Origin of the sequence: Sphingopyxis sp. RIFCSPHIGHO2_12_FULL_65_19 (assembly GCF_001830555.1) — a bacterium.
GTDB lineage: Bacteria > Pseudomonadota > Alphaproteobacteria > Sphingomonadales > Sphingomonadaceae > Sphingopyxis.
Window position 1 is genome coordinate 10036 of sequence record NZ_MIAM01000069.1, and the last position, 26337, is coordinate 36372.

General features: G+C 64.9%; 33 protein-coding genes. 16 read left to right on the forward strand and 17 right to left on the reverse strand.

The window, feature by feature from the left end:
- Window positions 1–144: 144 nt before the first annotated feature.
- From A3E77_RS18585 to A3E77_RS18595, 3 genes are all read right to left on the reverse strand, one after another.
- Window positions 145–819 carry a DUF4166 domain-containing protein gene (locus tag A3E77_RS18585; RefSeq protein WP_293648876.1) on the reverse strand — a complete coding sequence of 225 codons (675 nt, stop codon included), beginning with the start codon at window positions 817–819 and terminating at the stop codon, window positions 145–147.
- Window positions 820–829: 10 nt separating this feature from the next.
- Window positions 830–1417, reverse strand: a complete 588-nt coding sequence (locus A3E77_RS18590) for a GbsR/MarR family transcriptional regulator (RefSeq protein ID WP_293648879.1) — start codon at window positions 1415–1417, stop codon at window positions 830–832.
- Window positions 1418–1577: 160 nt separating this feature from the next.
- Window positions 1578–2507 carry an isopenicillin N synthase family dioxygenase gene (locus A3E77_RS18595; RefSeq protein ID WP_293648882.1) on the reverse strand — a complete coding sequence of 310 codons (930 nt, stop codon included), beginning with the start codon at window positions 2505–2507 and terminating at the stop codon, window positions 1578–1580.
- A gap of 134 nt (window positions 2508–2641) precedes the next feature.
- Between A3E77_RS18595 and A3E77_RS18600 the strand changes: the two genes are divergently transcribed.
- Window positions 2642–3067: an EVE domain-containing protein gene (locus tag A3E77_RS18600; protein ID WP_293648885.1), complete on the forward strand. Its 426-nt coding sequence runs from the start codon at window positions 2642–2644 to the stop codon at window positions 3065–3067.
- Between the two features lie 15 nt (window positions 3068–3082).
- On the opposite strand, the gene A3E77_RS18605 is transcribed toward A3E77_RS18600, so the two are convergent.
- The 8 genes from A3E77_RS18605 to A3E77_RS18640 form a co-directional block, all read right to left on the reverse strand.
- Window positions 3083–3406 carry a PilZ domain-containing protein gene (locus tag A3E77_RS18605; protein WP_293648888.1) on the reverse strand — a complete coding sequence of 108 codons (324 nt, stop codon included), beginning with the start codon at window positions 3404–3406 and terminating at the stop codon, window positions 3083–3085.
- 87 nt (window positions 3407–3493) lie between these two features.
- On the reverse strand, window positions 3494–4084 hold the full coding sequence (locus A3E77_RS18610; RefSeq protein WP_293648891.1) for an SOS response-associated peptidase family protein: 591 nt from the start codon (window positions 4082–4084) through the stop codon (window positions 3494–3496).
- Window positions 4085–4152: 68 nt separating this feature from the next.
- Entirely contained in the window at window positions 4153–4326 is a 174-nt protein-coding gene (locus tag A3E77_RS18615) for a hypothetical protein (protein ID WP_293648894.1), read from the reverse strand.
- 57 nt (window positions 4327–4383) lie between these two features.
- A complete protein-coding gene (arfB, locus tag A3E77_RS18620; RefSeq protein WP_293648897.1) occupies window positions 4384–4785 on the reverse strand; it encodes an alternative ribosome rescue aminoacyl-tRNA hydrolase ArfB in 402 nt (133 codons plus the stop codon).
- The gene (locus A3E77_RS18625) at window positions 4778–5461 is read right to left on the reverse strand and encodes an RluA family pseudouridine synthase (protein WP_293648900.1); all 684 of its coding nucleotides are present in this window, start codon (window positions 5459–5461) and stop codon (window positions 4778–4780) included. The genes arfB and A3E77_RS18625 overlap by 8 nt, the downstream gene beginning before the upstream one ends.
- Before the next feature lie 24 nt (window positions 5462–5485).
- Window positions 5486–6286, reverse strand: coding sequence for a DODA-type extradiol aromatic ring-opening family dioxygenase (locus tag A3E77_RS18630; protein ID WP_293648903.1), 801 nt, complete (start codon window positions 6284–6286; stop codon window positions 5486–5488).
- Window positions 6287–6290: 4 nt separating this feature from the next.
- Window positions 6291–6887, reverse strand: a complete 597-nt coding sequence (locus A3E77_RS18635) for an FMN-dependent NADH-azoreductase (RefSeq protein ID WP_293648906.1) — start codon at window positions 6885–6887, stop codon at window positions 6291–6293.
- Window positions 6888–7014: 127 nt separating this feature from the next.
- Entirely contained in the window at window positions 7015–7713 is a 699-nt protein-coding gene (locus A3E77_RS18640) for a pirin family protein (RefSeq protein ID WP_293648909.1), read from the reverse strand.
- Window positions 7714–7851: 138 nt separating this feature from the next.
- Here A3E77_RS18640 and A3E77_RS18645 point away from each other — a divergent pair, with 138 nt between their 5' ends.
- The 4 genes from A3E77_RS18645 to A3E77_RS18660 all read left to right on the forward strand — a co-directional run bounded on the left by A3E77_RS18645 (window position 7852) and on the right by A3E77_RS18660 (window position 11019).
- Window positions 7852–8799 carry a LysR family transcriptional regulator gene (locus A3E77_RS18645; RefSeq protein ID WP_293648912.1) on the forward strand — a complete coding sequence of 316 codons (948 nt, stop codon included), beginning with the start codon at window positions 7852–7854 and terminating at the stop codon, window positions 8797–8799.
- A gap of 186 nt (window positions 8800–8985) precedes the next feature.
- Window positions 8986–9693 (forward strand): response regulator transcription factor CtrA, encoded by a 708-nt coding sequence (gene ctrA, locus A3E77_RS18650; RefSeq protein WP_058804653.1) that lies wholly within the window; start codon window positions 8986–8988, stop codon window positions 9691–9693.
- 190 nt (window positions 9694–9883) lie between these two features.
- On the forward strand, window positions 9884–10444 hold the full coding sequence (locus A3E77_RS18655) for a hypothetical protein (RefSeq protein WP_293648915.1): 561 nt from the start codon (window positions 9884–9886) through the stop codon (window positions 10442–10444).
- Window positions 10445–10476: 32 nt separating this feature from the next.
- Window positions 10477–11019 carry a GNAT family N-acetyltransferase gene (locus tag A3E77_RS18660; RefSeq protein WP_293648918.1) on the forward strand — a complete coding sequence of 181 codons (543 nt, stop codon included), beginning with the start codon at window positions 10477–10479 and terminating at the stop codon, window positions 11017–11019.
- Window positions 11020–11047: 28 nt separating this feature from the next.
- Here the strand turns inward: A3E77_RS18660 and A3E77_RS18665 are convergent, their stop codons facing one another.
- A complete protein-coding gene (locus tag A3E77_RS18665; protein ID WP_293648921.1) occupies window positions 11048–11497 on the reverse strand; it encodes an NfeD family protein in 450 nt (149 codons plus the stop codon).
- Between the two features lies 1 nt (window position 11498).
- A complete protein-coding gene (locus A3E77_RS18670) occupies window positions 11499–12419 on the reverse strand; it encodes an SPFH domain-containing protein (RefSeq protein WP_293648924.1) in 921 nt (306 codons plus the stop codon).
- Between the two features lie 84 nt (window positions 12420–12503).
- On the opposite strand from A3E77_RS18670, the gene A3E77_RS18675 reads away from it, so the two are divergent.
- Complete coding sequence (locus A3E77_RS18675; protein WP_293648927.1) at window positions 12504–13313, forward strand: HpcH/HpaI aldolase/citrate lyase family protein; 810 nt, start codon at window positions 12504–12506, stop codon at window positions 13311–13313.
- A gap of 92 nt (window positions 13314–13405) precedes the next feature.
- Window positions 13406–14914, forward strand: a complete 1509-nt coding sequence (locus A3E77_RS18680) for a M28 family peptidase (protein WP_293648930.1) — start codon at window positions 13406–13408, stop codon at window positions 14912–14914.
- A 120-nt stretch (window positions 14915–15034) separates the two neighbouring features.
- Here A3E77_RS18680 and A3E77_RS18685 read toward each other — a convergent pair whose 3' ends face one another.
- Window positions 15035–16408: a class II 3-deoxy-7-phosphoheptulonate synthase gene (locus A3E77_RS18685; RefSeq protein WP_293648933.1), complete on the reverse strand. Its 1374-nt coding sequence runs from the start codon at window positions 16406–16408 to the stop codon at window positions 15035–15037.
- A 253-nt stretch (window positions 16409–16661) separates the two neighbouring features.
- On the opposite strand from A3E77_RS18685, the gene A3E77_RS18690 reads away from it, so the two are divergent.
- Genes A3E77_RS18690 through A3E77_RS18700 form a run of 3 tightly spaced genes read left to right on the forward strand, consistent with a single transcriptional unit; the run spans window position 16662 to window position 18832 of the window.
- Window positions 16662–17339: a Crp/Fnr family transcriptional regulator gene (locus A3E77_RS18690; RefSeq protein ID WP_293648936.1), complete on the forward strand. Its 678-nt coding sequence runs from the start codon at window positions 16662–16664 to the stop codon at window positions 17337–17339.
- A gap of 57 nt (window positions 17340–17396) precedes the next feature.
- Complete coding sequence (locus A3E77_RS18695) at window positions 17397–17747, forward strand: ArsC family reductase (RefSeq protein ID WP_293648939.1); 351 nt, start codon at window positions 17397–17399, stop codon at window positions 17745–17747.
- Window positions 17744–18832: a glycerophosphodiester phosphodiesterase gene (locus A3E77_RS18700; RefSeq protein WP_293648942.1), complete on the forward strand. Its 1089-nt coding sequence runs from the start codon at window positions 17744–17746 to the stop codon at window positions 18830–18832. The genes A3E77_RS18695 and A3E77_RS18700 overlap by 4 nt, the downstream gene beginning before the upstream one ends.
- Before the next feature lie 85 nt (window positions 18833–18917).
- On the opposite strand, the gene A3E77_RS18705 is transcribed toward A3E77_RS18700, so the two are convergent.
- Both A3E77_RS18705 and A3E77_RS18710 read right to left on the reverse strand, forming a co-directional pair.
- Window positions 18918–19136 (reverse strand): helix-turn-helix transcriptional regulator, encoded by a 219-nt coding sequence (locus tag A3E77_RS18705; RefSeq protein ID WP_293648945.1) that lies wholly within the window; start codon window positions 19134–19136, stop codon window positions 18918–18920.
- Between the two features lie 3 nt (window positions 19137–19139).
- Window positions 19140–19562 carry a hypothetical protein gene (locus tag A3E77_RS18710; protein WP_293648948.1) on the reverse strand — a complete coding sequence of 141 codons (423 nt, stop codon included), beginning with the start codon at window positions 19560–19562 and terminating at the stop codon, window positions 19140–19142.
- 125 nt (window positions 19563–19687) lie between these two features.
- Here A3E77_RS18710 and panB point away from each other — a divergent pair, with 125 nt between their 5' ends.
- The 6 genes from panB (at window position 19688) to A3E77_RS18740 (ending at window position 24974) form a co-directional block, all read left to right on the forward strand.
- Entirely contained in the window at window positions 19688–20551 is an 864-nt protein-coding gene (panB, locus tag A3E77_RS18715) for a 3-methyl-2-oxobutanoate hydroxymethyltransferase (protein ID WP_293648950.1), read from the forward strand.
- Between the two features lie 100 nt (window positions 20552–20651).
- The gene (locus tag A3E77_RS18720) at window positions 20652–21458 is read left to right on the forward strand and encodes a tetratricopeptide repeat protein (protein WP_293648952.1); all 807 of its coding nucleotides are present in this window, start codon (window positions 20652–20654) and stop codon (window positions 21456–21458) included.
- Between the two features lies 1 nt (window position 21459).
- On the forward strand, window positions 21460–22794 hold the full coding sequence (locus tag A3E77_RS18725) for an outer membrane protein assembly factor BamB family protein (RefSeq protein ID WP_293648955.1): 1335 nt from the start codon (window positions 21460–21462) through the stop codon (window positions 22792–22794).
- 42 nt (window positions 22795–22836) lie between these two features.
- On the forward strand, window positions 22837–24225 hold the full coding sequence (der, locus tag A3E77_RS18730) for a ribosome biogenesis GTPase Der (RefSeq protein ID WP_293648958.1): 1389 nt from the start codon (window positions 22837–22839) through the stop codon (window positions 24223–24225).
- A 2-nt stretch (window positions 24226–24227) separates the two neighbouring features.
- On the forward strand, window positions 24228–24452 hold the full coding sequence (locus A3E77_RS18735) for a sulfurtransferase TusA family protein (protein ID WP_293648961.1): 225 nt from the start codon (window positions 24228–24230) through the stop codon (window positions 24450–24452).
- A gap of 117 nt (window positions 24453–24569) precedes the next feature.
- Entirely contained in the window at window positions 24570–24974 is a 405-nt protein-coding gene (locus A3E77_RS18740; protein WP_293648964.1) for an Hpt domain-containing protein, read from the forward strand.
- Here the strand turns inward: A3E77_RS18740 and A3E77_RS18745 are convergent.
- A complete protein-coding gene (locus tag A3E77_RS18745; protein WP_293648967.1) occupies window positions 24968–26221 on the reverse strand; it encodes a DUF418 domain-containing protein in 1254 nt (417 codons plus the stop codon). The two genes, A3E77_RS18740 and A3E77_RS18745, sit on opposite strands and share 7 nt — an antisense overlap.
- Window positions 26222–26337: the final 116 nt, after the last annotated feature.

A 26337-nucleotide genomic window follows, 5' to 3' on the forward strand; every position in this document is an offset into this window, starting at 1 on the left:
AGCTCCCCGAGCCGCGCCGCGAGCGCGTCAAGCGGCGCCCGATTGCGCGCCGCGAGGGTGAGTGCGAAGCCTGCTTCGCGTGCAGCCAGTTCGGCGAGCCGGCTGCCGAACACACCTGTAGCGCCGATGATGAGGACGCGCAGATCAGCCCTCGCGGAACAGCGCATGCTGACTCACGACCTTGCCGAACAGCGGGTGCGTCAGCTTGAGGTCAAAGGCAAAGCGGCCAGACCCGAGATGCTGGTGCGTCACAACCGTCGTGCCGGGTGCGAGCCAGCGGGGGAGGCGAAAGCGGAAGCCCGCCACCGGCCGCCAGAAATAATGGTCGGAGGTAAAGATCAGCGCGTCGGCCTCCGCCCTGACGGTCAGCGCCATGCCGAACCCGCCGCCGATATGCTCTTCGAGCCCGGTCGGGCCGGCAAAGCTTTTCGCGCTGTGGATCACCTGCGGATAGCCGCGCGAGCGTCCATAGAGCCGCGTCCAGCATTGGCCGCCGCTCGCGCGATCCTCGCTGACCGCGACGGCAGCGGGGTCGGGCCCGCTGGATTCCGTCGGCAGCGGTGCGCCGATCAGGCGGCAGAACTGTGCGAGGAGCCAGCCGGCGACGGACAGGCGCGTCCAGACGATTTCGCCGCTGTAGGCAGCGACTGCCCGCCCGGTGAGGCGTTTGGAAAAACGGTTGCGGACGTCGGCGGGTAGCGCGTCCCACGCGGCGCCGGGGAAGAGGCGGCGGAAACGATAGTCGTAGAGCGCGTCATCGCCGCATGCCGACAGGGCGGGGACCGCTTCGACCGGCTTACGCTGCACACCGCCCCACATAGCCCGTCTCCTACCGCGCGTCCCCGTCGCTGTCTTTGCCGCGACCGGGCCGCCAGTTGATCAATTTCGTCACCCCGGCGCCCAGCTTGATCAGTCGCATCAGCGCCGGTTTGGGCACGCTCAGCATCTCGTCGTGCCAGCGGCCCATCGTCGTGACGAAATCGAGCATGTCGGTGAGGCGGGCCTTGGCGGCCGCGCTCAACCCCGGATCGTCCGCCGCGCGCGCGACGCAGGCTTTCAGAGCCGCTTCGGCGGGATCGACCTCGCGCGCCTTGCGTCCCGCGGCGATGCGCGTGACCATTTCCCAGATATCCTTTTCGGCAGTGAAATGGTCGCGCCGGTCGCCAAGCAGGGGGACGCGTTCGATCAGCCGCCAGCCGAGCAGTTCCTTGATTGAATTGGACACGTTCGAGCGCGCGAGCCCGAGCATGTCGGCAATCTCCTCCGCATGGAGCGCGCGGTCCGAAATGAAAAGCAGTGCGTGGATCTGTGCCACCGAACGGTTAACGCCCCACTGCCCGCCGAGATTGCCCCAATGCAGGATAAACTCGGTAGCCGCGGGCGACAATCTTGATTCATTTTCCGATATTTCTGTCATAACAGAAATATCGGAAATAATTGCACACATGTCAAGCCGCGTTGCGGGCGGTGTCCTCGATGGGAGGTGGCGCCGTTTCATCGTTTCGCCGAACGCGATCGGGGGTGTGCGGCGCGGGTTCAGTGAGGGACCCCGGACGAGGTCCGGGGATGGCGCGGTCCTATTTCTTCAACCCGATCTCGCGCAGCCGCTGTTGCAGATAGTCGTCAGCGGTGATCGGCGTCGGATAGAGGTTGGGGTGCGCCGCGTCGATGCAGCTTTCGAGCGTTTCGATCGGGTAGTCCGAGCGAAAGTGCAGAAAGAAGGGCATCGAATAGCGCGCGACGCTCGCCCGTCCTGCGTCGGGGTTGCGGACGCGGTGCGTGGTCGAGGGCAGCTTGTTGTTGGTGAGCCGTTGTAGCATGTCGCCGACATTGACCGCCATCGCCCCCGGCGGCGGTGACACCGGAAGCCAGCTGCCGTCCTTGTCGAGGATTTCAAGTCCCGCCTCTTCGGCGCCGAGCAGCAGGGTGATCGTGTTGATGTCCTCATGCGCCTCGGCGCGGATGCCCTTTGCGGGGGCTTCGACGGGGGGATAGTGCAGCAGGCGCATCACGCTGTTGCCGTCGGCGACCGTGTCGTCGAAGAAATCGGGGGCGAGCCCGAGATAGCGCGCGATGCCTGAGAGCAGGCGTCCGCCGACGCGATCGAATTCGGCGAAGAGCTTGTCATAAGCGGTGCGGAAACCCTCAACCTCGGTCGGCCAGATATTGTTCGGCTGTTGCGCGGCCAGGCGGTGACCGGCGGGCAGGTCGCGCCCGACGTGCCAGAATTCCTTGAGGTCGACTTCCTTCGCACCCTTGGCGATCTCGGTCCCGAACGGCGTATAGCCGCGCGCGCCGCCACCGCCCGCAATATGATAGGCGCGCTTCGTCTCCTCGGGCAGCGCGAAGAAAGCCTTTGCCTTGGCCCAGGCTTCGTCGATCAGCGCGGGGTCGATGCCGTGGTCGGTGATCATCGCAAAGCCGAAGCGTTCAAACGACGCCCCGAAATCCTTTGCGAACTGATCGGCCGGGAGCGACATGGAAATAACGGGAACGGCAGCAGTCATGCGAACAAGGTCCATTTGATAAAGGGGCGCCGCCGATGCGGCGCGTCATGAGTCGCGATTTAGGCGCTGTGCGTTCCCGGTTAAAGGGAAAAAGCCGGTTTCGCGGCGCCAATCGCTCGGCTAAGCCCGCGGGCATGAGCAAACAATATTGGCTGATGAAATCCGAACCCGACGCTTATGCGTGGGACCAGCTGGTGCGCGACGGCACGGGCATCTGGGACGGCGTGCGCAACCACACCGCAAAGCTGAACATGATGGCGATGAAGGTCGGCGACCAGGCGCTTTTCTATCACAGCAATATCGGAAAGGAATGCGTCGGGATCATGGAGATCACCGAGGCGAGCTTTCCCGATCCGACCGCCGACAAGGGTTCGCCCTGGGTCGTGGTGCGCGTTGCGCCGGTGCGTGCGCTTGCGCATCCGGTGACGCTCGCGGCGATCAAGGCCGATCCGAAACTGGCCGATATGGACCTGATCCGCCAGTCGCGGCTGTCGGTCGGGCGCGTGACGCCCGCCGAGTGGAGCCATATATTGAAAAAATCGGAAACCGCGGCGGGTTGACCAGCGCCCTGCGCGTCAGCGCAGCTTTACCTGCAAATGCTTCGCCACCGACGGGTGGAGAGGATGGACGAATTCGCAGCCGTAGCTATTGCCATCGGCGCGCCGCACGATCGCCTCGAGCGGCTGGAGGCCGGGCAAGTTGACCCATACATGCTTGCCGACTTGCGGCCGGAAAAAGGTCACCATGCGAAAACCGGTCGACGACAGGTCGAACAGTTCGACGTCGAACGGGTTCAGTCCCGGTTCGCGGTAACGCGCGCGGGCCTGAACCGGCGCGCGTTCGGCGCGACGGGCAGAGGTGGCGGCCTTCCTGGCTTCGATGGTGCGATTCCCCAACACGGTTTTGGTCCTGATGCTTATTCCAGATCGCCTCGCTTCTAAGGGCTCACTGGTTACCTCAAAGTGAAGCAATATGGTGAAGTTCCCCTATACAGGTGGTGCCTCGCCAACTGTCATCATGCGACCCGGAAAGGGCGCCGCGAGCGCCACCGCCGCGCGCCATTCGCCGTCGAGCCAGGTGGCATGGTCGTCGGGGTGCACGATCACGGGCATGGACTTGGCATTATGATAGGCGGCCAGCCGGTTCGGCTCGGTCGCGAGAATGGCAAAGCAGGGCCAGTCCTCGCCCTGACGGAGGATGCCCGCAAAGGCGAAAATCGGCCGCGACGGGACCGAAAACCACAGCTGGCGCCGCGTCCCGGCATCGCCCGTCCATTCGGCAAAAGCGGTGGCGGGGACAAGGCAGCGCAGTTCAGCGTGGCGAAGGGTCCCGATCCAGAAGGGACTTTGCAGGTTGCGGACGAGGGTGACCGGCCGGTCGCCCTGCGGCGGGGGCGGCACACCCCATAATCGCGGGCTCAGAAAACGGCGAGATCCGCCGCGCCCGTCGCTGACGATCACCGGCGCAGGGCGGCCCGGCGCGACATAGTCGCCCGTCCACGGGTCGTCACCCGCGTCGGCGCCGAACGCCGCGGCGGTCGCGCTCGCAGGCGCGTCGAGGCGATAAAGGCTGGTCATTGCGCGACGGTTGCGGCGTGCGGCGCGGCTGTCAATCGGGCAGAGCGGGCGGCTGGGTCAGCGCGCGACTATTTGTCCCAAGGCGATTTTTCACCTTGGTCACGGGCCTGGTCGGCGCGAATTTCGTCGGCGGCGCGGTCGGCCGCGACGATCACGCCAGCGCCCATCATGCTGCAACTGACAAAGCCGAGGATGCTGAGGCAGCCGAGCCCCATCAGGACCGATCGAAGAATTTCACTCATGTGCGGCTCCGCTTGCTGGACGCGCACAGGCCTAGGCGAAGTTTGTAAAAATGCCGTTTACTCTGTGCCGCGTATCCGTCCGCGCCCGGCCTTAACCGTGCTGCGCGCCTTTTTGCTGTCGATGCGGCGGGCCTTTGCGGCCTTGCTCGGCTTGGTCTTGATGCGCCGTTCGGGACGCACCAGCGCGGCGTCGATCAGTTCGGACAGCCGCGCGCGTGCGTCGGCGCGGTTCGCTTCCTGCGTGCGATACCGGCGCGCAAGAATGATGAGTTCGCCGTCGCCGGTCATTCGGCTGCCCGCCAACGTCTTCAGCCGCTTATAGGCGTCGGGGTCGAGCCCCAGCGCATAGACGTTGACGCGCAACTGGCACGCGGTCGCGACCTTGTTGACATTCTGACCGCCCGGCCCGGTGCCCGCGAGAAATTTCTCGCTGATCGCGCTGTCGGGCACGTCAGCCACGCGTCGGCTCCGCTCCCTCCGGCGCGGTGAAACCCAGCGCGAGGAAGGCGTCGGGGAAGGGCGCCTCGGCAATTATTGGCGGCTTGACGTCACGTTTTACCACCAGCCGCTCCGCGTGGAGCAGGGTGCGCGTTTTCGTGCCGCCGCGGCCATAGACGGGATCGCCGACGAGCGCGAAGCCAAGTCCTTCGAGCGCGTGGACGCGGAGTTGGTGGGTGCGCCCGGTTTCGGGTCGAAAACGGAGCAGCGCGCGGTCGCCGACGACCGCGAGCTTCTCCCAATGCGAAACCGACGGTTTGCCTTTCGGGTCGCCGACCATCCGCCAGCCCTCTTCGGCGGTCGATATTTTAGACAGCGGCAGGTCGATCGTGCCGCCATCGCCGCGGGGCACGCCGTCGACGATCGCCAGATATTGTTTCTCGACCTCGCGGCCCTCGAACGCGCGGGTGAAACGGCCGTGCGCTTTGGGGTTGCGTGCAAGGAGCAGGCAGCCGGAGGTGTCGCGGTCGAGCCGGTGCACCGCGAGCGGCCAACGTTTGAAGCCGAACTTCAAAAGGTCGAGATGATTTTCGAGGCTGAGGCTGCCGTCGCGCGGGGCGTCGACCGGCAGGCCGGCGGGCTTGTCGATGACGAGAGCCTCGCCGTCGAGGAAAAGGACACGATCTGAAAGGAGCATGGCGCGCTATAGGCGGGCCGCCGCTTAGTCGAAAGCGTAAACGTCCATCGCGAGCAGACCGTAGGTTACGCTGTGGTGCAGCCGTTCGGCCTTGAACGGTACCCCGCCCGCCCCCATCGCCACGAACAGCGGCAATATATGGTCGGGCGTCGGGTGATTGTCGGCGCCGTGCGGCGCGCGTTCGACGCTGTGAAGCACATCGTCGATGGCGTCCGCCGCCATGCGGTCCGCCATCCAGTCGGTGAAATCGGTGACCCATGTCGGCGCGGGCGCGTCGATCGGCAGGCGCGCAGAGAATAGCGCGCGGAGATTGTGCGTGATGCTGCCCGATCCGATGACGAGCACCCCATCGTCGCGAAGCGGGGCGAGCGCCTGGCCAAGCACATAATGCCATTCGGGCGAGGCGTTCGAGGCAATCGAGAGCTGAACGACCGGGATGTCGGCGTCAGGGTAGATGAGGGAGAGCGGCACCCATGCGCCATGGTCGAGCCCGCGTTCCGGATCGGCGGTGAGGGCAAGGCCATGGCGGGCGAGCAATTCGACGACGCGGCTCGCCAACGCCGGGTCGCCCGGAGCTGGATAGCGCATCGCGAAAAGTTCGTCGGGAAAGCCACCGAAATCGTGGATCGTCGCCGGGGCGGGCGATGCGGTGACGGTCGCGCGGCCGCCCTGGTAGGCGGCATCATGATGCGCCGACACGATGAGGACCGCACGCGGGGGCAGGAGCTGGGTACCCAGCCCGGCGAGAAAATCCCGCGCCGGGCTGGGCTCGAGCGCCATCATCGGCGAGCCATGCGAAAGGAATAGGCTCGGAAGACGGCGCATCGGTTCAGGCAGCCTGCTTCAGCTCGCCGATCGCGGCGATCGCGCGGTTCAGTGCTCCGCCGTCCATCATCTGCTGATCGGCGGCGATGATCGAAACATCGGTGATGCCGACAAAGCCGAGGACGTGGCGCAGATAGCCGGTGGCGAAATCATAGTCGCTGCCGACCGGGACGCCGCCCGATGCCACGACCAGATAGGCCTTCTTGCCCTTAAGCAGGCCTTCGGGACCGGCTTCGGTATAACGGAAGGTGCGGCGAGCGCGGGCGATCAGGTCGATCCAGGCCTTGAGCGATGCGGGGATCGCGAAATTATAGACCGGGACGCCGATGACGATCGTGTCGGCGGCTTCCAGTTCGGCGATCAGTTCGTCCGAGCTGGCAAGCGCGGCGCGCTGTTCTTCGCTGCGGTCGGCATCGTCGGTGAAATTGGCGCCGACCCAGCTTTCGGTCAGTAGCGCGGGCGGGGTGAGCGCGAGGTCGCGGTGGACCACATTGGCGCCGTAGCCCTGTTCGATCAGCTGGTTCACGAGCTGGTCGGCGAGCTGGCGCGTGGTGGACCCACTGGTGCGGGCGCTGGCGTCGATACGAAGGATATTGGTCATGGCATTGCTCCTTGGATTTGATGTGAGGGGAGGGAGAAGGGGGCCGCGAGCCACCCGCTTTTGGGGCGGCTCGCGGCGGGAGTGGGCCGCCGCCGGGGAGGGGGATGTCGGCGGCCCAAGGGCTTCGTTAGAGGCTGTCGACGAGCACCAGTTCAGCGTCGTCGAGGGCCTCGACCTGGATCGTGCCGACATCGCGGATCGCGATGCCGTCGCGGGGGGCGGCGTCCTCGCCGTTGACGCGGATGCGGCCCTTGGCGGCGACAAGATAGGCGTGGCGTCCAGCTTCGAGGTCGTAGGAGACTTGCTCCCCCGCGTTCACCGTCGCCGCAGCAACGCGGGCGTTGGCGCGGATCGGCAGCGCGTCATCGTCTGCCTCGATGCCGCTGGCGAGCGTCACGAACTGGCCCGAGCGATCATTCTTGGGGAATTGGCGCGCGCCCCAGCCCGGATTGCCGCCATCGCGGTCGGGCATGATCCAGATCTGGAACAGCGTCGTTTCCTCATCCTCCAGGTTGAACTCGCTGTGCGTCACGCCGGTGCCGGCACTCATCACCTGAACATCGCCCGCCGCAGTGCGGCCGCTGTTGCCCATGGAGTCCCGGTGCGTGATCGCGCCGGTGCGGACATAGGTGATGATTTCCATGTCGCGGTGCGGATGCGGAGGGAAACCCGATTGCGCTGCGATGGCGTCATCGTTCCAGACGCGCAGTGCGCCCCAGCCCATCCGTTTCGGGTCGTGATAGTTTGCGAACGAGAAATGGTGACGGGCGTCGAGCCAGCCATGGTCGGCGTGGCCCAGCGTATCGAATTTGCGAATGTCGATCATTGGCCTTGTCCTTTCTGTCGTCGGCCTTCCGGATCATCGTGCCCGGCGGCGTTCGTCTGTTGAGGACAAAATAGGCATTTCGATTGTTTCCGAAATAGCGTAGATGGAAAACCATCGTTTCCATTTAGAGGCTACCGCATGGCGCTTCCCGACTATGAAGGCTGGGCCTGTTTTGTTGCTGTGGCGGAAGGCGGCAGCTTTACCGCGGCTGCGGCATCGCTGGGTCTGTCAAAAGCGAGCGTATCAAAAGCGGTGACGCGGCTCGAGGCGTCGCTGGGCATCACGCTCCTTCATCGAAGCTCGCGCGTCGTGACCGTGTCGACCGCCGGCGCTGGGCTGCTCGACGAAGCGCGGGCGATGGTTTCAGCGGCCACCGCAGCAACCGAAGCGGCGCGCGGCGACCGGGTCGACCTGGCGGGGCCGATCCGGCTCGCGGCGCCGATGAGCTTTGGAATCAAGGTGCTCGGCCCGCCGATCGCGGCATTCCTCGAACGTCATCCGGCGGTGGAAATCGAAGTCTTGCTGAGCGATGCGCGCAACGATCCGGTGGCAGAGGGCATCGACCTGACGCTGCGCATCGCGCCGCTCGCGGATTCGAGCCTGCTTGCGCGCACGATCGCGCCCGTCGCGGCATCGGTGATCGCCAGTCCCGCCTATCTGGAAAAGCACGGCACACCCAAACATCCGCTCGAATTGTCGGGGCATCGGCTGATCGGCTATGGTCACCGGCAACGTGCGATGCCGCTGCACTTCCATCGCCAGGGCGAAGAGGTGACGGTGCTGCCGACGGGGCCGTTGTTCGCCAACAATGGCGACATCGCGGTGCCGCTGGTCTCTGCCGGGGGCGGAATCGCGGTCCTGCCCGACTTCATCGCCGCCGACGAACTGGCGTCGGGGGCGGTGGTGCCGATCCTGACCGACTGGTCGATGCCGCAGGCCCACCTGCACCTGCTGTCGCCGCCGTCACGGCTGCGCCCGGCGCGCGTGAAGGCGCTTTCGGATCATCTGGTCGACACGCTGAAGGTCAGCTGCACAGGCGCTCACGCCCGGCATATGGCACTTCATCACGACGCGAAGCCGGGCTGAACGACTGTTGCAAATTGGCCGCGACTCGTGGACTTCTGCGGGTTAAGTCAAAATTAACCTTTTCCCTTCATTAGTTTCGTGGTTAATGTTCCGGCAGTCCTGCAACGGGGGTTGGTCGGTGACATCCTTGATGGTCACGCGGATCGGTTCGCGGGATCATCGTGGGAAACAGTCAAGGGGTGCCCAATGCGCGTACTGCTGATCGAGGACGAGCCGACGACCGCGAAAGCGATCGACACGATGCTCACGACCGAAGGCTTCAATGTCTATACCACCGATCTCGGTGAGGAAGGCTTGGACCTGGGTAAGCTCTATGATTACGACATCATCCTGCTCGACCTGAACCTGCCCGACATGCACGGCTATGACGTGCTGAAAAAGCTGCGCACTGCCAAGGTGCAGACGCCGGTGCTGATCCTGTCGGGCATTTCCGAAATGGACAGCAAGGTGCGCTCGTTCGGCTTCGGTGCCGACGATTATGTCACCAAGCCGTTCCACCGTGACGAGCTGGTCGCGCGCATCCATGCGGTCGTCCGCCGGTCGAAGGGGCACAGCCAGAGCGTCATCAAGACGGGCAAGCTGGCGGTCAATCTCGACACCAAGACGGTCGAGGTCGATACGACGCGCGTGCATCTGACCGGCAAGGAATATCAGATGCTGGAGCTTTTGAGCCTGCGCAAGGGCACGACGCTCACCAAGGAAATGTTCCTGAACCACCTTTATGGCGGGATGGACGAGCCCGAACTGAAGATCATCGACGTCTTCATCTGCAAACTGCGCAAGAAACTGGCGCTGGCTTGCGGCGGCGAAAATTACATCGAGACGGTCTGGGGCCGCGGTTATGTCCTTCGCGACATCGACGACGAAGGCAATGAGGTGCGCCGCGTCGCCTGACGCTGCGTCCTTTCTGACGAGTTAACCGAGGGAACCCGGCGCGGAGCAATCCGCGCCGGTTTTCTTTTGTGCGGTTCGCGCGGGCTGCGTTGGCGAATGGCCGGTTTCGACCGGAAGCGGACATTTGCTCCATTTCCCGGACTGGACGAAGCGGGTCTTGTTCCATATCCCCTTGGCGGTGGAGGGGACCATGCAGCCACATATGACCGCGGCCGAAGTCACGCAGTTTGAACTGCAATTGGCGGGGCTTTCGTCGCTGCTCGAATTCGGGTGCGGCGGCAGCACCGTCGTCGCGGCGCGGCAGGTGCGCCGGATCGTCAGCGTCGATAGCGATCCCGCCTGGCTCGCCCGGGTGCAGGACGACGTCGCGCGCGAGGCGGTGGAATTCACTCCCGTCCATATCGACATCGGGCCGGTCGGCGAATGGGGTTATCCCGTGGATGAAAGCCGGCTTCGCGACTGGCCGCGCTATCATACGCAAATCTGGCGAAGCATGGGGGGCAGCCCCGATGCAGTTCTGATCGACGGGCGCTTTCGCGTCGCCTGCCTGTTGCAGGCGATCATCCACTGCAAACCCGACTGCATCTTCCTGTTCCACGATTTCACCGACCGGCCACATTATCACGGCGTGTTGCGCCATGTGGACGTGCTGGCGCGTGTCGACACGCTTGCCGTGCTGCGCGCGCGGCAGCAGGTCGATGGCAAGGCGGTGCTCCACGACCTGTTCGACCATTATCTCAACCCCGATTGACCCGTCGGGCGCGCTTCGGCACACCCGCGCGCATGTCCATCAGAGCCTTCACCGCGCCCCCCGTCATCGAAACCGACCGTTTGCGCCTGCGCCCCGGGCGGCTGTCCGACAAGGATGTCCACATCGCCATGTGGGCCGACGCACGCGTCACGCGCTTCATCGGCGGCGAACCGCGCGCACCCGACGTAAGCTGGGGAAAGTTCCTGAGCTCGGCGGGGCTGTGGCCGGTGATGGGGTTCGGTTACTGGGTGTTTGCCGACAAGGCGAGTGACAAGCTGGTCGGCATGGGCGGCCTAAGCTATTTCGGCCGCGGTATAGCTGAACTGGAGGGCTTGCCCGAGGCGGGCTGGGCGTTCGACGCCGACCATTGGGGTGCCGGCTATGCGACCGAAGCCATGCGCGCGGCGCTCGGCTGGGCCGACGCCCATCTCGATGCACAGGAAGTGCGCTGCATCATCGATCCCGGCCATGAGGCGTCGGAACGCGTGTCCGCAAAGCTGGGCTTCTGCCGGATCGGCGAGAGCGATGCGCTGGGGCATGTCGTGGCGATTTATGGGCGGCCGCGCGGCGGCTGACGCCCGATGCCGGAGAGCGAGGGAGCGGCTAGGCCGTTTCCACCACCAACACGCCGCCGTCGGCGTTGACGACGCGGACCTTGGTCCCTTCGGGCGCGTCCGGCCCACGCACCGGCCATTCGCCGTCGCCAACCTTGGCGCGCCCGCGGCCATCCTCGATCGCCTGGGTCACCGTCAGCACTTCGCCGACCAACCGGCTGGCGCGCTGGTTGAGATGCGGGTCGGTGGTGGTGATCGGGTTCGCCTTCAACCAGCGGCGCGTTGTGTAAAGCGCGACGAACGACAGGACGGCGAAAATGCCGAGCTGGACCGGGATGCTGTCAATCGGCAGCATCCAGGCGAGCAGGCCGGTGACGATTGCCGCCGAACCGATCCATATGAGGAAGAAGCCCGGTGCGACGATCTCGGCGGCGGCAAGGAGCACGCCGAGCGCAAGCCATGCCCAATGCGGTTCGAGATCGGCCAGCCAGTCGGGCATGTCACTGCCCCCCGTCGCGGTTTGCCAGCGCATCCTTGGCGAGTTCGCCGATGCCGCCGAGCGTGCCGATCAACTGCGTTGCCTCGACCGGGAACAGGATCGTCTTGGCATTCGGGCTGGTCGCGAACTGGCTGACCGCCTCGACATATTTCTGCGCGATGAAATAGTTGATCGCCTGGGCATTGCCGCCCGCGATCGCGTCCGACACCATCTGCGTAGCCTTGGCTTCGGCCTCGGCTTCACGTTCGCGCGCCTCGGCGTCGCGGAAGGCGGCTTCGCGGCGCCCCTCGGCTTGCAGGATCTGGCCCTGCTTCTCGCCCTCGGCGCGCAGGATTTCCGATGCCCGCATTCCCTCGGCCTCCAGGATGTTCGCGCGCTTCTCGCGCTCGGCCTTCATCTGCCGCGCCATCGCGTTGGAAATATCGGCGGGCGGGCGGATGTCCTTGATCTCGACGCGGGTAATCTTGACCCCCCACGGCGTCGTCGCGTCATCGACGACATGCAGCAGGCGAAGGTTGATTTCGTCGCGTTTCGACAGCGTTTCGTCGAGGTCCATCGACCCCATGACCGTGCGCAGGTTGGTCGTCGTCAGGTTCATGATCGCCAGATACAGGTCGCTGACCTCATAAGCCGCCTTTGCGGCATCGAGCACCTGGAAAAAGACGACGCCGTCGACGGCGACCATCGCATTGTCCTTGGTGATGATTTCCTGGCCCGGAATATCGAGCACCTGTTCCATCATGTTCACCTTGCGCCCGACGCGATCGAAGATCGGCATGATGAAATTGAGCCCGGGCTGTGCGGTATGGGTGAAGCGGCCGAAGCGTTCGATCGTATAGGCATAGCCCTGACGAACGGGCGTCAGCGCCCACAACAGGAACACCAGTGCCAGCACGACCGCCGCGATAGCAACATAACCCATCGATCATCCCCTTTTTGCAAAATTGGCCTTTGCAAACCCCCTTCCTTATTGCGGCAACGGCGGGGTTGCGCCACAGAAAAGCGCATGACGCCAAGTGAATATCCGCCGCGCTCGCTGCTCTATGTCCCCGGCTCGAACGCCCGCGCGCTGGAAAAGGCAGGCGGGCTTCCGGCCGACATGCTGATCATCGATCTGGAGGATGCGGTGCCCGCCGACCGCAAGCCGGACGCGCGGGCCGCCATGCGAACAGCGGTGATGGCGGGTTATGCGGGTAAACGGGTTGCGGTGCGCGTCAACGCCGCGGGCAGCCCCGAACAGGCCGCCGACCTTGCCGCGATCGCCGGGCTTCCGCTCGACATGGTCGTGCTGCCCAAGGTCGATAGCCCTGCCGATCTCGACCCGCTGCGCAGCATCGGCTTGCCGGTGCTGGCGATGATCGAGACGCCCGCGGCGATCTATGCCGCGCGGGGCATCGCCGCAGACCCGGCAGTCGCCGGGCTGATCGCCGGGCTCAACGACCTTGCGCATGAACTCGGGCTGCCCGACGGCATGGACCGCGGCGCGATGAGCCACGCGATCCAGGCGATCGTGCTCGCCGCGCGCGCGGGCGGCATATGGTGTTTCGACGGCGTCTATAATGCGATCGACGATGCCGCGGGTTTTGCGGCCGAAGCGGCCGAAGGGCGGCGGCTGGGTTTCGACGGCAAGACGCTGATCCATCCGTCGCAGGTCGATCCGTGCAATGCCATCTTTGCACCATCGGCGCGCGAGGTAGCGGCGGCCGAGGCGCTCGTTGCTGCGGCGACGGGCGGGGCGCAGCGGCACGAAGGGCGAATGATCGAGGATATGCATGTCGCGGCGGCGCGGGCCCTGCTGGCGCGGGCACGAGGGTAAACCCCTTTGACGGGTAAATTGGGGTGACCGTCATTCGTCTTTCGACGAACGCGTCTTGCCGCGCGGCAGCGGAAATGCCATGCGGCGGCTCCATGAAAACGACCCGCTTCCACGCCGCCGTCGCGGCCATCGCCCTGTTCGCCATCGCGCCCGCCGCTTCAGCCGCGCCTGCGAAGGCCGACGCTCCGGTCACCGAGGCGCAGCTTGCCGAACATATCCGGATACTCGCGGGCGATGCCTTTGAAGGCCGCGCGCCGGGCACCGAGGGCGAAGACCGCACCATCGCCTATGTCGTCGGCGAATGGGCGAAGGCGGGACTGGTGCCGGTGCCGGACAGCACCACACCCTGGCTCCAGCCTGTGCCCTTCGTCGAGACGCAGGCGCTGAGCGGGTCCGCGAAGTTCAAAGCCAACGGGCGCGATTTCGCGATCGGCGATGACGGCATCATCCTGACAGGGCGTGACGCGTCGGTGTCGCTGGTGGGCGTTCCGGCGGTCTTTGTCGGCTATGGTGTGGACGGCACGGGCAAGGTCAATGCCGACGTCGCGGGCAAGCTGGCGATCATGCTGTTCGACAATGCGCCCTTCGGCGACAAGCTGCCGCGCTATCGCGAACGGCGGCAGATGCTCGCCGATGCGGGGGCGAGCGCAGTGCTGGTCATTTCGACTGGCGCGGTGCCTTGGCCGGCGCTGCGCGAAAGCCTTGGCAGCAAATATATGCGCCTTGCCAGCGCCAAGGCGGGCGCGCCGGTGAGCGGCTTTCTGTCCCCCGAAGCCGGTGACGCGTTGCTCAAGGCGGCGGGACAGGATGGCGCCGCGCTGCGCGAGGCGGCCAAATCGCCCGATTACAAGGGCGCCGCGCTGCCGGTAACGGCGGACTTCGCGGCGCAATCGGCGGTTCGTCCCTTTGCCAGCCACAATGTCATCGCCAAACTGCCCGGCGCAAAGCCGGACGGCAAGGCGGTGCTGTTCCTCGGTCACTGGGACCATCTGGGCATCTGCGCACCCGAAGGCGCGGCCGATCGAATTTGTAACGGCGCGGTGGACAATGCCAGCGGCATCGCCGTGCTGATCGAGGTCGCAAAGCGGCTGGGCAAGGGCGCGCGTCCCGACCGCGACATTTATTTCCTGGCGACCACCGCCGAAGAGAAGGGGCTGCTTGGCGCACATTATTTCGCCGACCATCCGGTGGTGCCGCTGTCCGATATCACCGTCGCGCTCAACGTCGACACGATCGCGATTTCGCCGCGCGGCACGCCCGTTGCGACGATCGGCCGCGGCAAGCCCGCCTATGATGCGGTGGTGCGCGACGCAGCGACCAGACTAGGCCGCAAGCTTGACGGCGATGGCGAGGCCGATGCCTTCATCCAGCGGCAGGACGGCTGGGCGCTGGGGGCCAAGGGCGTGACCTCGTTGATGGTCGGCGGCAGCTTTTCGGACATGAAGCTGCTCGAAGCGTTCCTGGGCAGCGACTACCACCGCCCGGCGGACAATTTCTCCGACAAGATCCCGCTCGGCGGCGCCGCCGAGGACGCCGATTTGCATGTCGCTCTGGGGCGGGCGTTTGCGGATACCAAGGCGTGGAGCGGGACCGAAAAATAACGGTCCTGAAACAGGACCGTGTGTCCCCGCGAAGGCGGGGACCCATCACCGGACTTTTCGGATTTAAGCGGCGGGAGATGGCTCCCGCCTTCGCGGGGGCACACTCAATAACGGTTGGCCTCAGGCCGCCTGCTTGGCGCGGTCGGCCATTTCCTGATTGAGCATTTCTGCCAGCAGGAACGCCAGTTCCAGCGATTGCCCCGCATTCAGGCGCGGATCGCAATGCGTGTGATAGCGATCGGCCAGATCCATCTGGGTCACGTCCATCGCACCGCCGGTACATTCGGTGACATTCTGCCCGGTCATTTCGATATGGATGCCGCCGCCATGCGTGCCCTCGGCGCGGTGCACGGCAAAGAAGCCGCGCACTTCGGCCAGGATGCGATCGAACGGGCGTGTCTTGTAGCCGTTGGGCGTCTTGATGACATTGCCGTGCATCGGATCGCATGACCACACGACGGGGTGACCCGATTCCTTCACCGCGCGCACCAGCTTGGGCAGGTGCGCCTCGATCTTGTCGTGGCCGTAGCGCGTGATCAGCGTCATGCGCCCCGCGACATGATGGGGGTTGAGCGTGTCGAGCAGGCGCAGCAGGACGTCGGGTTCCAAGCTCGGCCCGCACTTCATGCCCACCGGATTGCCGATACCGCGCAGATATTCGATATGCGCCGACCCCTCGAAGCGGGTGCGGTCGCCGACCCACAGGAAATGGCCCGAGGTGTCGTACCAGCCGCCGGTCAGGCTGTCCTGCCGCGTCAGCGCCTGCTCATAGGGGAGCAGCAGCGCTTCGTGACTGGTGTAGAAGCTGGTGCCCTTTATCTGCGGCACCGTTTCGGGGGTCACGCCGCACGCTTCCATGAAGGCGAGGGCCTCCGAAATGCGCGCGGCGGTTTCCTGATATTTCTTCGCCCACGGGCTGCGGTCCATGAAGTCGTGCGTCCAGGCGTTGACCTGGTGCAGATTGGCGTAGCCGCCGTTTGCAAAGGCGCGCAGCAGGTTCAGCGTCGCCGCCGACTGGTTATACGCCTTGACCATCCGCTGCGGATCGGGTTCGCGGCCCGTTTCCTCGAACGCGATGTCGTTGATGATGTCGCCACGATAGCTGGGCAGCGAGACACCGTCGATGTCCTCCATATCGGCCGAACGCGGCTTGGCGAACTGGCCTGCCATGCGGCCGAGTTTCACCACGGGCATCTTCGACGCGAAGGTCAGGACGACCGCCATCTGGAGCAGCACCCGGAAGGTGTCGCGGATATTGTTCGGATGAAATTCGGCAAAACTTTCAGCGCAGTCGCCGCCCTGGAGCAGGAACGCCTTGCCCTCGGCAACCTTACCCAGTTCCGCCGTCAGGTCGCGCGCTTCGCCGGCAAAGACCAGCGGCGGGTAGTTGCTGAGTTCGCGTTCCGCCGCCGCGAGCGCGTCGGCGTCGCGATAGGTGGGCAGCTGGCGGGCCTCGTGCGAGCGCCAGCTATGCGGTTGCCAATTTTTCGTCATCTGCCTGTCTTTTCATCTTCGAATCGTGCGCCCCATGGCGCGGAAGCCGCCCGGAAGCAATGTTACCGGCACGCGCAAAGCCGAAAATTAGCATTATCGTGACATTTGCGCACCTATGCTTTTCTTCGCGGTCGCGAACTGATAGTTTGTTACGGGCTTTGGAAGCGGGAGGGGCGCAGCCAAGGCGAACGGCTATCTGCAACGTTATACATCCGGTGACCTGACGGCGGGTCTCGACGCGAAGCGATCGGCTATGGCGAATTTCGATTCCGCATGGTTTCTTTACGGAGCGCTCCTGCTCCTGTTGGCGACAAGCTTTGTCGTGCGGATCGACTATGTCCGCATGGGGCTTGCGGCCGCGGCGCTGGTCGCGCTTCCACTGGCGCTGTTCCGCGGCCCCGATGTGGGGTCCAGCCTGCTGGTGATCGCGATCCTTGTCGTCAACATCGGCATTCTCGCGCGATTGTGGCTGCGCGGCGCGAAGGTCCGCTTCACGGCGGAGGAAGAGGAACTGCGCCGCCAGCATTTCGCGGGACTCGGCCCGGTGCCGGCGCGCCACCTGATCGATCAGGGCCACTGGATTTCGGCGCGTCGCGGCGAAGTGCTGATCCGCGAAAATCAGGCCGCGCCAAGCCTTTTCTACCTGGGCGAAGGACAGGCGACGATCCTGCGCGACGGCATCGAGGTCGGGAAGCTGTCCGAGGGCGCGCTGATCGGCGAGGCGACGGTGCTCGACGGCGCGCACGCGACCGGAACGGTGCTGCTCGGCAGCAACGCGCGGCTGTGGTTCGTCCCGGCGACCGCGCTGCGCGCCTATCTGGCGGCCAACCCGGACATCGCCAGCGCGCTCCACGAAGGCTTCGCGCGGGCGCTGCGCGGTAAATTGGCGAGCGCCAACACGCGCATCGCCGACCGTCCGCTGCCGTCGTGACGCGGCCCCATTTTTCGCGTCTCGAATATGCCATCGCCACCTGCTAGGCCTGCGATCATGACGCTGATTCTTTATGGCATTTCAAACTGCGACACGGTGAAGAAGGCGCGCCGCTGGCTCGACGAGCAAGGGGTCGCCCATCATTTTCACGATGTGCGCAAGGACGGACTCGACGCGGAGCGGTTGCAAGGATGGATCGACGCTCTCGGCTGGGAAAAGCTGCTCAACAAGGCAGGAACGACCTTTCGCAAGCTGCCCGATGCGCAGAAGGAAGGGCTCGACGCGGCATCGGCGAAGGCGCTGATGCTGGACCAGCCGGCGATGATCCGGCGCCCCGTCGTCGAGGTCGACGGCACCACCAGCGTCGGCTTTTCGGCCAGCGATTGGCAGGCGCGTTTTGCGGCATGATCCGCTGGCCGCTGGCGCTGGTCGCCCTGATGCTGTCGGCGGGCTGCGCGGCTGACGATATGACCGTGCAACCGACCCTGGACGGCCAGCCACCGATCGTTATCGCGCACCGCGGCGCGTCGGGCGAGCGGCCCGAACACACGATCGCTGCCTATCGCCTCGCGATCGATCAGGGCGCCGATTTTATCGAGCCCGATCTGGTGCTGACCCGCGACGGCGTTCTCGTCGCGCGGCATGAGAACGAGATTTCGGAAACGACCGACGTCGCCGATCATCCCGAATTTGCCGCACGCAAGGCGACGAAAACGATCGACGGCACCCAGGTCACTGGCTGGTTCACCGAGGATTTCACCCTCGCCGAGCTGAAGACACTGCGCGCGCGTGAACGGCTGCCGAAGCTGCGCAGCACCGAATATGACGGCCGGTTCGACATCCCGACCTTCGAGGAAATCCTGACGCTGCTGGCCGAGGTCAACGCCGAACGAAAAGAGGAGAAAAAGTCACCCGTCGGCGTCTATCCCGAAACCAAGCATCCCAGCTATTTCGTGTCGATCGGGCTTCCGCACGAAGCGCCCCTGCTCGCGATGCTCGATCGCTTCGGCTATCGCGGGCGCGCCGCGCCGGTGTTCATCCAGAGCTTCGAGGTCGGCAATCTGATGGACCTGCGCGCCAAAAGCGACTTGCCACTGATCCAGTTGATGGATGCGGAGGGTGGTCCCGCCGACCGCCCCGACACCAGCTATGCCGCAATGGCGTCGCCCGCAGGGCTGAAGATGGTTGCGGGTTATGCCGACGGCATCGGTCCCAACAAGGCGATGGTCATCCCGCGCGGCGCGCTGGGCCGGCTTGGCGATCCGACGCGCCTGGTCCGCGATTCGCACGCCGCGGGGCTGAAGGTGCATCCCTGGACCTTTCGCCGCGAGAATTATTTCCTGCCGCTCGGCGACAAGGGCGGGGTCAACCCGGCGGGCCATGGCGACCTTGCGAGTGAAATCACCGCCTATCTGAAAACCGGCATCGACGGGCTGTTCAGCGACAATTCGCGCGAAGCGGTCGCCGCGGTGCGGAAAACCGGCGAGCGATAGGCCCGCGGCTTCTTCGCTGGCGGCCAAGGCCCGGCCCGCCGCCCCCGGGGAGAGACGGGGACCGGGCCCGCGCGGCCGCGCTGGCTCAATCCTTATGGTCGTTCCACTGAAACACCGCTTCGAGCGGTTTCTCGAACACATGGGCGATACGGAACGCGACCTCCAGCGACGGCGAATATTTGCCCTGCTCGATGGCGGCGATCGTTTGCCGCGTCACGCCGACGCGATCGCCAAGGTCGCCCTGGGTCATTTCGCCCGCCAGAAAACGCAGTGTGCGGATGTCGTTGGTGAAAGGTAGCGCCATCGCTCAGCCATCCCGGCGATAAAGATAGAGTTGCACGCCAATGCGCACCATTTCGGCCAGCACCACCACCGCCAGCAGGGTGTTGAGCAAGGTTGGCATCGAATAGCCTGCAAAGATCATTCCGATACAGAGCCAGACACCGATCACTATCGGATAATAGGCATAATGCGTCCCGCGCCAGTGGATCGCACGCTCGCGCTCGTCCGCGGCGGCGTGAGCCTCCCGCGGGCTGCGCGCCGCGATCACGCCGATGATGATCGACATTGCCAGAATGATGCCAATGGTCACCACGGCGAGCAATCCGCCGCTCGCCGCGATATTGCCGGGCCCGCGGGGCAGCGCGGTGTGCAGCCTGAAGAAATACCAGCCAAAGGCGGTCGCGATGACCACCAGCGACACCCAATGCGTCTTTTCGCGAAACGTCATGTCATCACTCCATGTCATATAATATGAACTCTATGTCTAATATTTTTAACATGGAGTCAATCAGGAAAGACATCGTCCGGCTTTGGCGCTTTCGTCGGGTCGCTTTAGTCGCTAAGCCGCGCCCCATGTCCACGCTCCCCAAGACGCTCACCTTCGACACCTCGACCAGCCGCGCGAACCCGACGCCGCAGCCGATGAAGCGCCTCACCGTGCCGCGCATCCGCCAGCGCAAGGGCGGCGAGCCGCTGGTGATGCTGACCGCCTACACCGTCCGCATGGCGCAGCTGCTCGATCCGCATTGCGACATGCTGCTGGTCGGCGATTCTTTGGCGCAGGTGATCTATGGTTTGCCGCATACCGTCGGGGTGACGATGGACATGATGGCGCTGCACGGCGCCGCGGTCGTGCGGGGCAGCTATCACGCCGCCGTGATCGTCGACATGCCTTTCGGCAGCTATGAAGGCAGTCCCCAGCAGGCATTCGACAATGCCGCGCGGCTGCTCAAGGAAACGGGCGCGGCCGCGGTGAAGGTCGAGGGCGGCAAGGTGCTGGCCCCGACGATCGAATTTCTCACCCAGCGCGGCATCCCGGTGATGGGCCATGTCGGGTTGACGCCGCAGGCGGTGAATATCCTTGGTGGTTATGGCGTGCGCGGCAAGAGCGAGGAGGAAGCCCGTTCGATCGTCGAAGATGCCATCGCTGTGGCGCAGGCGGGCGCTTTTTCGATCGTGATCGAAGGCGTGCTCGAATCGATCGCGATCGAGATCACGAACAAGGTCGATTGCCCGACGATCGGTATCGGCGCGTCGGCCGAGTGCGACGGCCAGGTACTGGTCACCGACGACATGCTCGGCATGTTCGAGCGCGTTCCGAAGTTCGTGAAACGGTACGGCAATATGGCGAGCGTCGTCGAAGGCGCGGTCAAGGACTATGCCGAAGAAGTCAGGTCCCGTTCATTCCCGACCGAGGATCAGACCTACGCAGGTTGAAGGCCCGGCGATCCGCGCAAAGTGAAACGCTTGGCCTTTTTCGGTGCCGTCGCTAAGGAAGCGACCGGCCCAGAGCCATGATGATGATATGGAGGTTTGATTGGCCCTGAGCCCGACGAACGACGCCGCGCTGTTGCAGGAAGTCGACGAAGCCGTCCGCAAGGACCGGCTGGACACGATCATGCAGCGTTATGGTCGCTGGATCATCGGCGGTGTGTTGGCCGCGCTGCTGGCGTTCGGCGGCTATCTGTTCTGGAACAACCGGCAGGAAGCCGCGCGCGGCGAACGCGCTGAGGAGCTCGTCGCCGCCTTTGAAAAGCTGGAGACGAACCAGCCGCGGGCCGCGGCCACCGCGTTGCAGAAGCTCGCCGCCGAGGGCGATCCCGCCTATCGCGCCGTGGCGCAGATGCAGGAAGCGAACATCAAGGCGCAGGGGGGCGACCTGAAGGCCGCCGCCGCGTTGATGGCAAAGGTCGCGGCCGACACCAAATTGGACCAGTCGCTGCGCGACCTGGCGCTGATCCGCCAGACCGCGTTTGAATTTGACACGCTGAAACCCGAAGCGGTGATCGCCCGCATGAAGCCGATGGTCGACGCAAAGGACCCGGCGTCGAGCTGGTTCGCCAGCGCCGCCGAACTGACGGCCAGCGCGCATTACCAACTCGGCCAGTTCGACCAGGCTGGCGCGCTGTATGGCCGTATCGCCAAATTGCCCGACGTTGCCAAATCGCTCCAGTCGCGATCGGTGCAGATGGCGGGGATGCTGGGTGTCGATGCCATCGCAGACCGGGCGGCCGACAGCGCCGCCGCCGAAACAAAACAGGCGGCGTCAAGCGCCGCCGGGGACCAGAAAGGCAATGCCGCGCCGAAGGCAGCGGCAGCCGGAAAAGCTGAGGAAGCCAATTAATATGCGGACATCGCGTTACGGACTCTATGCGGCGCTGCTCGCGCTGCCGCTCGCCGGTTGCGGCGTGTTCAAGGGCGACGGCGGACCGAAGACGCCGACGATCGGCGACCGCGTGTCGATCCTGTCGAACGACAACAGCATCAAGGTCGACCCGATCACGGCAGAAATCGCCGTGGTGCTGCCCGAACCGGCGGTCAACGCCGCCTGGGCGCAATCGGGCGGCAATGCGTCGAAGTCGATGGGCCATCCGGCGCTCGCTGCCACGCGCAGCCAGTTGTGGCAGGCCAATATCGCCGGCAGCACCAACAAGCAGCGCCTTGCGGCCTCGCCGGTGATCGCCGACAATCGGCTGTTCGTCGTGGACACCGATGCGGTGGTTACCGCGCTTGCCGCCGATACCGGCGCGCCGCTGTGGCGCACACCAATTGGCAGCACGGGCAAGGATTTCAAGGATTCGCTGTTCGGCGGCGGCGCCGGGGTCGACGGCAATGTCGTCTACGCCACCAGCGGCGTCGGCGACGTCGCGGCGCTCAATGTGGCCGACGGGTCGGTGATCTGGAAGGTCAAGCCCGCGGGTCCGCTGCGCGGTGCGCCGACGATCGCCTTCGGCGGCGTCTATGTGATCAGCCAGGACAACCAGATTTTCGCGCTCAACGCGGCGACCGGCGCCGTGCAGTGGCAGGCAACCGCGTCGATGGAGGCGGGCAGCGTGTTCGGCGCCGCATCGCCGGCGGCCGGGCAGGGAACGATCGTCGCTGGCTTCTCGTCGGGCGAGGTTCAGGCCTATCGCTATGAAAACGGCCGCGACCTGTGGGAAGATGCGCTCGCGCGGACATCGATGGCGCTGTCGGTGTCGACGCTGACCGACGTCGATGCCGATCCGGTCGTCGACCGGGGCCGGGTCTTTGCGCTCGGCCAGGGCGGCCGCATGGCAAGTTATGAACTTGTCACGGGGCAGCGGAGCTGGGAAATATCGATTGCAGGTATTTCGACGCCCTATGTGGTCGGCGAATGGGTCTATGCGATGACCGACGATGGCAAGTTGTTGTGCGTGTCGCGCGCGAACGGCAAGGTGCGCTGGCTGCAACAGCTCGCGCGGTTCCGCGTCGAGACCGAAAAGAAGAAAAAGGACCCGATCCGTTGGACCGGCCCGATCCTTGCCGGGGGCCGTTTGATCGCGGTCAACAGCGAAGGGATGCTGTCCGAATTTTCGCCGACCGATGGATCGCTCCTCGGTTCGACCGAGTTCAAATCGTCGTTGTCGCAGCCCCCCGTGGTTGCGAACAATATCTTGTACGTCCTTGCGGACGATGGGCAGATCACGGCCTGGCGCTGATACAGCGTCCGGGCCGGGGCGGCCCGGTGAAGGAATAGGGACATGTCGCGATTCGCGACGATTGCCATTGTCGGGCGGCCCAATGTGGGCAAATCGACGCTGTTCAACCGGCTGGTCGGCAAGCGCCTTGCGCTGGTCGATGACCAGCCCGGGGTCACGCGCGACCGCCGCGAGGGCGACGGCCAGCTTCTGGGGCTGGAGTTTCGCATCGTCGATACCGCGGGTTTCGAGGATTATGACGCCGCGACCCTGCCCGGCCGAATGCGCGTCCAGACCGAAAAGGCGGTGCGCGAGGCCGATGCCGCGCTGTTCATGATCGACGGCCGCGCCGGGGTGACGCCGCTCGACGAGGAAATCGCGCGCTGGCTGCGCAGCGAGGACACGCCGATCATCCTCCTCGTCAACAAGGCCGAGGGGAAACAGGGCGAGAACGGCCTGATGGAGAGCTATTCGCTCGGTTTCGACAATCCGATCGCGCTCAGCGCCGAACATGGCGAAGGCGTCGTCGACCTGTTCGACGCGCTGCGCCCGATCGTCGAGGGGTTCGACGCTGCCGAAGCCGAAGCTTTCCCGCCGCCCTCGGACGGCGAAGAGGATGAAGACGCGCCGCTCGGCCCGATGAAACTGGCGATCGTCGGCCGCCCGAATGCGGGCAAGTCGACGCTGATCAACCGCATGATCGGCGAGGACCGCCTGATTACCGGGCCCGAGGCGGGGATTACGCGCGATTCGATCCGCGTCGACTGGCAGTGGGAAAATGACGGCGAGGTTCACGAGATCCAGCTGTTCGACACCGCGGGGATGCGCAAACGTGCCAAGGTGGTCGACAAGCTGGAGAAATTGTCGGTCGCCGACGCACTCCACGCGGTCGATTTCGCCGAGGTCGTCGTGCTGTTGCTCGACGCCACCAAGGGGCTGGAGGCGCAGGATCTGCGCATCGCCGACCGGGTTCTTCAGGAAGGACGCGCGCTGATCGTCGCGCTCAACAAATGGGACGTGGCCGAAGATCCTTCGTCGCTGTATAATGGCGTGCGGGGTGCGCTCGACGACGGGCTGAGCCAGGTCAAGGGCGTCCCTGTGCTCACCATCTCGGGCGCGACGGGCAAGGGGATCGACACGCTTGTCCGCGTCGCCTTTGAACAGCGCGCGATCTGGACCAACCGTGTTTCGACCGCGCGGTTGAACCGCTGGTTCGAGGGCGCGGTGGAAAACAACCCGCCGCCGGCCCCCGGCGGCAAGCGCATCAAGCTGCGCTATATCACGCAGGCGCGGACGCGGCCGCCGACCTTCGTCGTGTTCGGCACTCGCACCGATGCGCTGCCGGGCAGTTACGAACGCTATCTGGTCAATGGCATGCGCAAGGAATTGGGATTTCAGGGCGTACCCGTACGGCTCAACTTCCGCAATTCGCGCAACCCCTATGACGAGTGATGATGGCTGACGAATCGGGTGCGCTGGTCGTCGACGCACGGGGTATGCGATGCCCCTGGCCCGCGCTGCGGCTGGCGCGCGCGATGCGAGGCGCGACCGACGTGCTGCTGATTGCCGACGATCCGCAGGCGGGGCGCGAAGTGGCGGCGCTGGCCGCAGAGCATGGCTGGCGGATTGCAGCCGGAGCCGCGGACCCAAGCGAGGGGCGCTGGCGCGTCCGACGCTGATCCAAAGCGGGACGTTTCGCTGCGCATCGTCGCTGGCACCGTAACGTCTTTTTTACCCAACTTCGCCATGGAGCAGTTGGGACCACGGCCAAATTTGAACACCAAGGGACAAAAGCATTGGACGAAATCCTGGTCGATTGGGATGAGTTTCGCGCCACGCGCACCCAGTTGGGGGCAGCGTTTGTCCGGATTCTCGGCTATTTTCGCGAAGATGGCACCAAATCGGTGGCCGCGATCGAAGAGGCGATGCGCGCCCGCGATGCGCGCGGCCTGGTGATGCCCGCGCACACGCTGAAAAGCGAAGCGCGCCAGTTCGGGGGAGAGAAACTCGGCGCGCTGTCGGAAGATATCGAAATGTTTGCCCGGCGCTGCGTCGAAAGCCAGACCAGCCCCGAGGAATATCTGCCGCGCGTCGTCGAACTGCGCCGCTTGTTTGAAGAGACGCTTGGTGCGCTGGAGCGCGAAGCGAACCCGCTCGTCCAGCGTCGCCCGGCGGGTTTCGGCCGCGCCGTCGGCTACTGACCCAAGCTATTTTTTCGCATCGGTTGGAACTGCCCGCGCGCAAGGCTGCGCCACAGCCATTCGAGCGGGCCGTAGCGATAGCGGTCGAGCCACGGTTTCGACCACAGCAGCATGAGCGCCCACATCGCAATGGACCAGAGATAGAGCGTCCAGCGGCCGACGTCGCCGAAGAAGCCTAACCCATAACCATAGAAGATCGTCGTCATCACGATGCTGGTGCCAAGATAGTTGGAAAAGGCAGCGCGGCCCGTCGCGGCGACGCGGGCGATTCCGACGCTGGCGCCGAGGCGCTGGATCAGCAGGATGAGCAGCGCGGCATAAGCGATCGTCATCATCAACCGCCCCGGCCCCGCCCAGCCCATGAAGGCGTTGACGCCAACGATATAGTCGAAGCCCGATCGCCACTGGAGCCAGCCGACCGGCAGCGTGAGCAGCACGCCAGGGAGCAACCAGCGCCGCGCGGTCCGGCGATAGTCGGCGGCTGTCCACGCCCCGGTGAGGAAGCCGTTGCGGAACAGCGCCATGCCCAGCATCATCAGCGGCAGCGTTTCCCATATCGTCATCAGCACGCCGATGAACGGGTTGATTGCGGTATCGAGTCGCGAATTGAGAATCGGTAGATAGGGGCCGCGATAGAGCGCGAGTTCCTCGGTCACTTCGCCGTCGATCTTGGCATATTCGTCGCGCACGTCGCGCCCGGCCTCGGCCATCGGCGACACGGGGTTGTCGGCGGCGCTGGCGACCGCGAGCTGCGCGCCGAAGAACAGCGACGTCAGCACCGTGCCGAGCGTGAACAGCCCGATTGCCCATTTGATCAGGCGCCGCGCGTCCCAATGGCGAAAGCCGAAGGCGATGCAGCCGACGGCGGCATAAAGGAACAATATGTCGCCCCACCAGATGAAGAAATAATGGCAAAGTCCAAACACGGCGAGCCACGCCATGCGGCGATAATGCACCGTGCTGGGGTCCTGCCCGCCGGATTCGGCGCGGTCGATGATCAGCAGCATGCTCGCCCCGAACAGGATCGAAAAGAGGCCGCGCATCTTGCCGTCGAACAACAGGAAACCGATCGCCCAGGCGGCGATGTCGGACGATGTCTCGCCGCCATAGGCCTTAGGCGAGACATAGGCCATTTCAGGCATCGCAAAGGCGACGATGTTCATCGCCAATATGCCCATCACGGCAAAGCCGCGCATCGCGTCGAGGGTGAGGAGCCGGGTCGGCGCAGTCTCTCGGTCGTCGCTCATAGGCCCTCCACTGTATTATTTACCTATTACAGCTGGCAATTGCCCGGGTCCAGCGGTTAAGTCATTATTGACATCTGTGTCAGTAGTGCTATCTGGACACCATCAGTGATTCGCAC

Coding starts and splice junctions, on each gene's coding strand:
- A3E77_RS18585 (WP_293648876.1), bottom strand. CDS start 819: ATGTGGGGCGGTGTGCAGCGTAAGCCGGTCGAAGCGGTCCCCGCCCTG.
- A3E77_RS18590 (WP_293648879.1), bottom strand. CDS start 1,417: ATGACAGAAATATCGGAAAATGAATCAAGATTGTCGCCCGCGGCTACC.
- A3E77_RS18595 (WP_293648882.1), bottom strand. CDS start 2,507: ATGACTGCTGCCGTTCCCGTTATTTCCATGTCGCTCCCGGCCGATCAG.
- A3E77_RS18600 (WP_293648885.1), top strand. CDS start 2,642: ATGAGCAAACAATATTGGCTGATGAAATCCGAACCCGACGCTTATGCG.
- A3E77_RS18610 (WP_293648891.1), bottom strand. CDS start 4,084: ATGACCAGCCTTTATCGCCTCGACGCGCCTGCGAGCGCGACCGCCGCG.
- A3E77_RS18615 (WP_293648894.1), bottom strand. CDS start 4,326: ATGAGTGAAATTCTTCGATCGGTCCTGATGGGGCTCGGCTGCCTCAGC.
- A3E77_RS18625 (WP_293648900.1), bottom strand. CDS start 5,461: ATGCTCCTTTCAGATCGTGTCCTTTTCCTCGACGGCGAGGCTCTCGTC.
- A3E77_RS18630 (WP_293648903.1), bottom strand. CDS start 6,286: ATGCGCCGTCTTCCGAGCCTATTCCTTTCGCATGGCTCGCCGATGATG.
- A3E77_RS18635 (WP_293648906.1), bottom strand. CDS start 6,887: ATGACCAATATCCTTCGTATCGACGCCAGCGCCCGCACCAGTGGGTCC.
- A3E77_RS18640 (WP_293648909.1), bottom strand. CDS start 7,713: ATGATCGACATTCGCAAATTCGATACGCTGGGCCACGCCGACCATGGC.
- A3E77_RS18645 (WP_293648912.1), top strand. CDS start 7,852: ATGGCGCTTCCCGACTATGAAGGCTGGGCCTGTTTTGTTGCTGTGGCG.
- ctrA (WP_058804653.1), top strand. CDS start 8,986: ATGCGCGTACTGCTGATCGAGGACGAGCCGACGACCGCGAAAGCGATC.
- A3E77_RS18655 (WP_293648915.1), top strand. CDS start 9,884: ATGCAGCCACATATGACCGCGGCCGAAGTCACGCAGTTTGAACTGCAA.
- A3E77_RS18660 (WP_293648918.1), top strand. CDS start 10,477: ATGTCCATCAGAGCCTTCACCGCGCCCCCCGTCATCGAAACCGACCGT.
- A3E77_RS18665 (WP_293648921.1), bottom strand. CDS start 11,497: ATGCCCGACTGGCTGGCCGATCTCGAACCGCATTGGGCATGGCTTGCG.
- A3E77_RS18670 (WP_293648924.1), bottom strand. CDS start 12,419: ATGGGTTATGTTGCTATCGCGGCGGTCGTGCTGGCACTGGTGTTCCTG.
- A3E77_RS18675 (WP_293648927.1), top strand. CDS start 12,504: ATGACGCCAAGTGAATATCCGCCGCGCTCGCTGCTCTATGTCCCCGGC.
- A3E77_RS18680 (WP_293648930.1), top strand. CDS start 13,406: ATGAAAACGACCCGCTTCCACGCCGCCGTCGCGGCCATCGCCCTGTTC.
- A3E77_RS18685 (WP_293648933.1), bottom strand. CDS start 16,408: ATGACGAAAAATTGGCAACCGCATAGCTGGCGCTCGCACGAGGCCCGC.
- A3E77_RS18690 (WP_293648936.1), top strand. CDS start 16,662: ATGGCGAATTTCGATTCCGCATGGTTTCTTTACGGAGCGCTCCTGCTC.
- A3E77_RS18695 (WP_293648939.1), top strand. CDS start 17,397: ATGACGCTGATTCTTTATGGCATTTCAAACTGCGACACGGTGAAGAAG.
- A3E77_RS18700 (WP_293648942.1), top strand. CDS start 17,744: ATGATCCGCTGGCCGCTGGCGCTGGTCGCCCTGATGCTGTCGGCGGGC.
- A3E77_RS18705 (WP_293648945.1), bottom strand. CDS start 19,136: ATGGCGCTACCTTTCACCAACGACATCCGCACACTGCGTTTTCTGGCG.
- A3E77_RS18710 (WP_293648948.1), bottom strand. CDS start 19,562: ATGACGTTTCGCGAAAAGACGCATTGGGTGTCGCTGGTGGTCATCGCG.
- panB (WP_293648950.1), top strand. CDS start 19,688: ATGTCCACGCTCCCCAAGACGCTCACCTTCGACACCTCGACCAGCCGC.
- A3E77_RS18725 (WP_293648955.1), top strand. CDS start 21,460: ATGCGGACATCGCGTTACGGACTCTATGCGGCGCTGCTCGCGCTGCCG.
- der (WP_293648958.1), top strand. CDS start 22,837: ATGTCGCGATTCGCGACGATTGCCATTGTCGGGCGGCCCAATGTGGGC.
- A3E77_RS18735 (WP_293648961.1), top strand. CDS start 24,228: ATGGCTGACGAATCGGGTGCGCTGGTCGTCGACGCACGGGGTATGCGA.
- A3E77_RS18745 (WP_293648967.1), bottom strand. CDS start 26,221: ATGAGCGACGACCGAGAGACTGCGCCGACCCGGCTCCTCACCCTCGAC.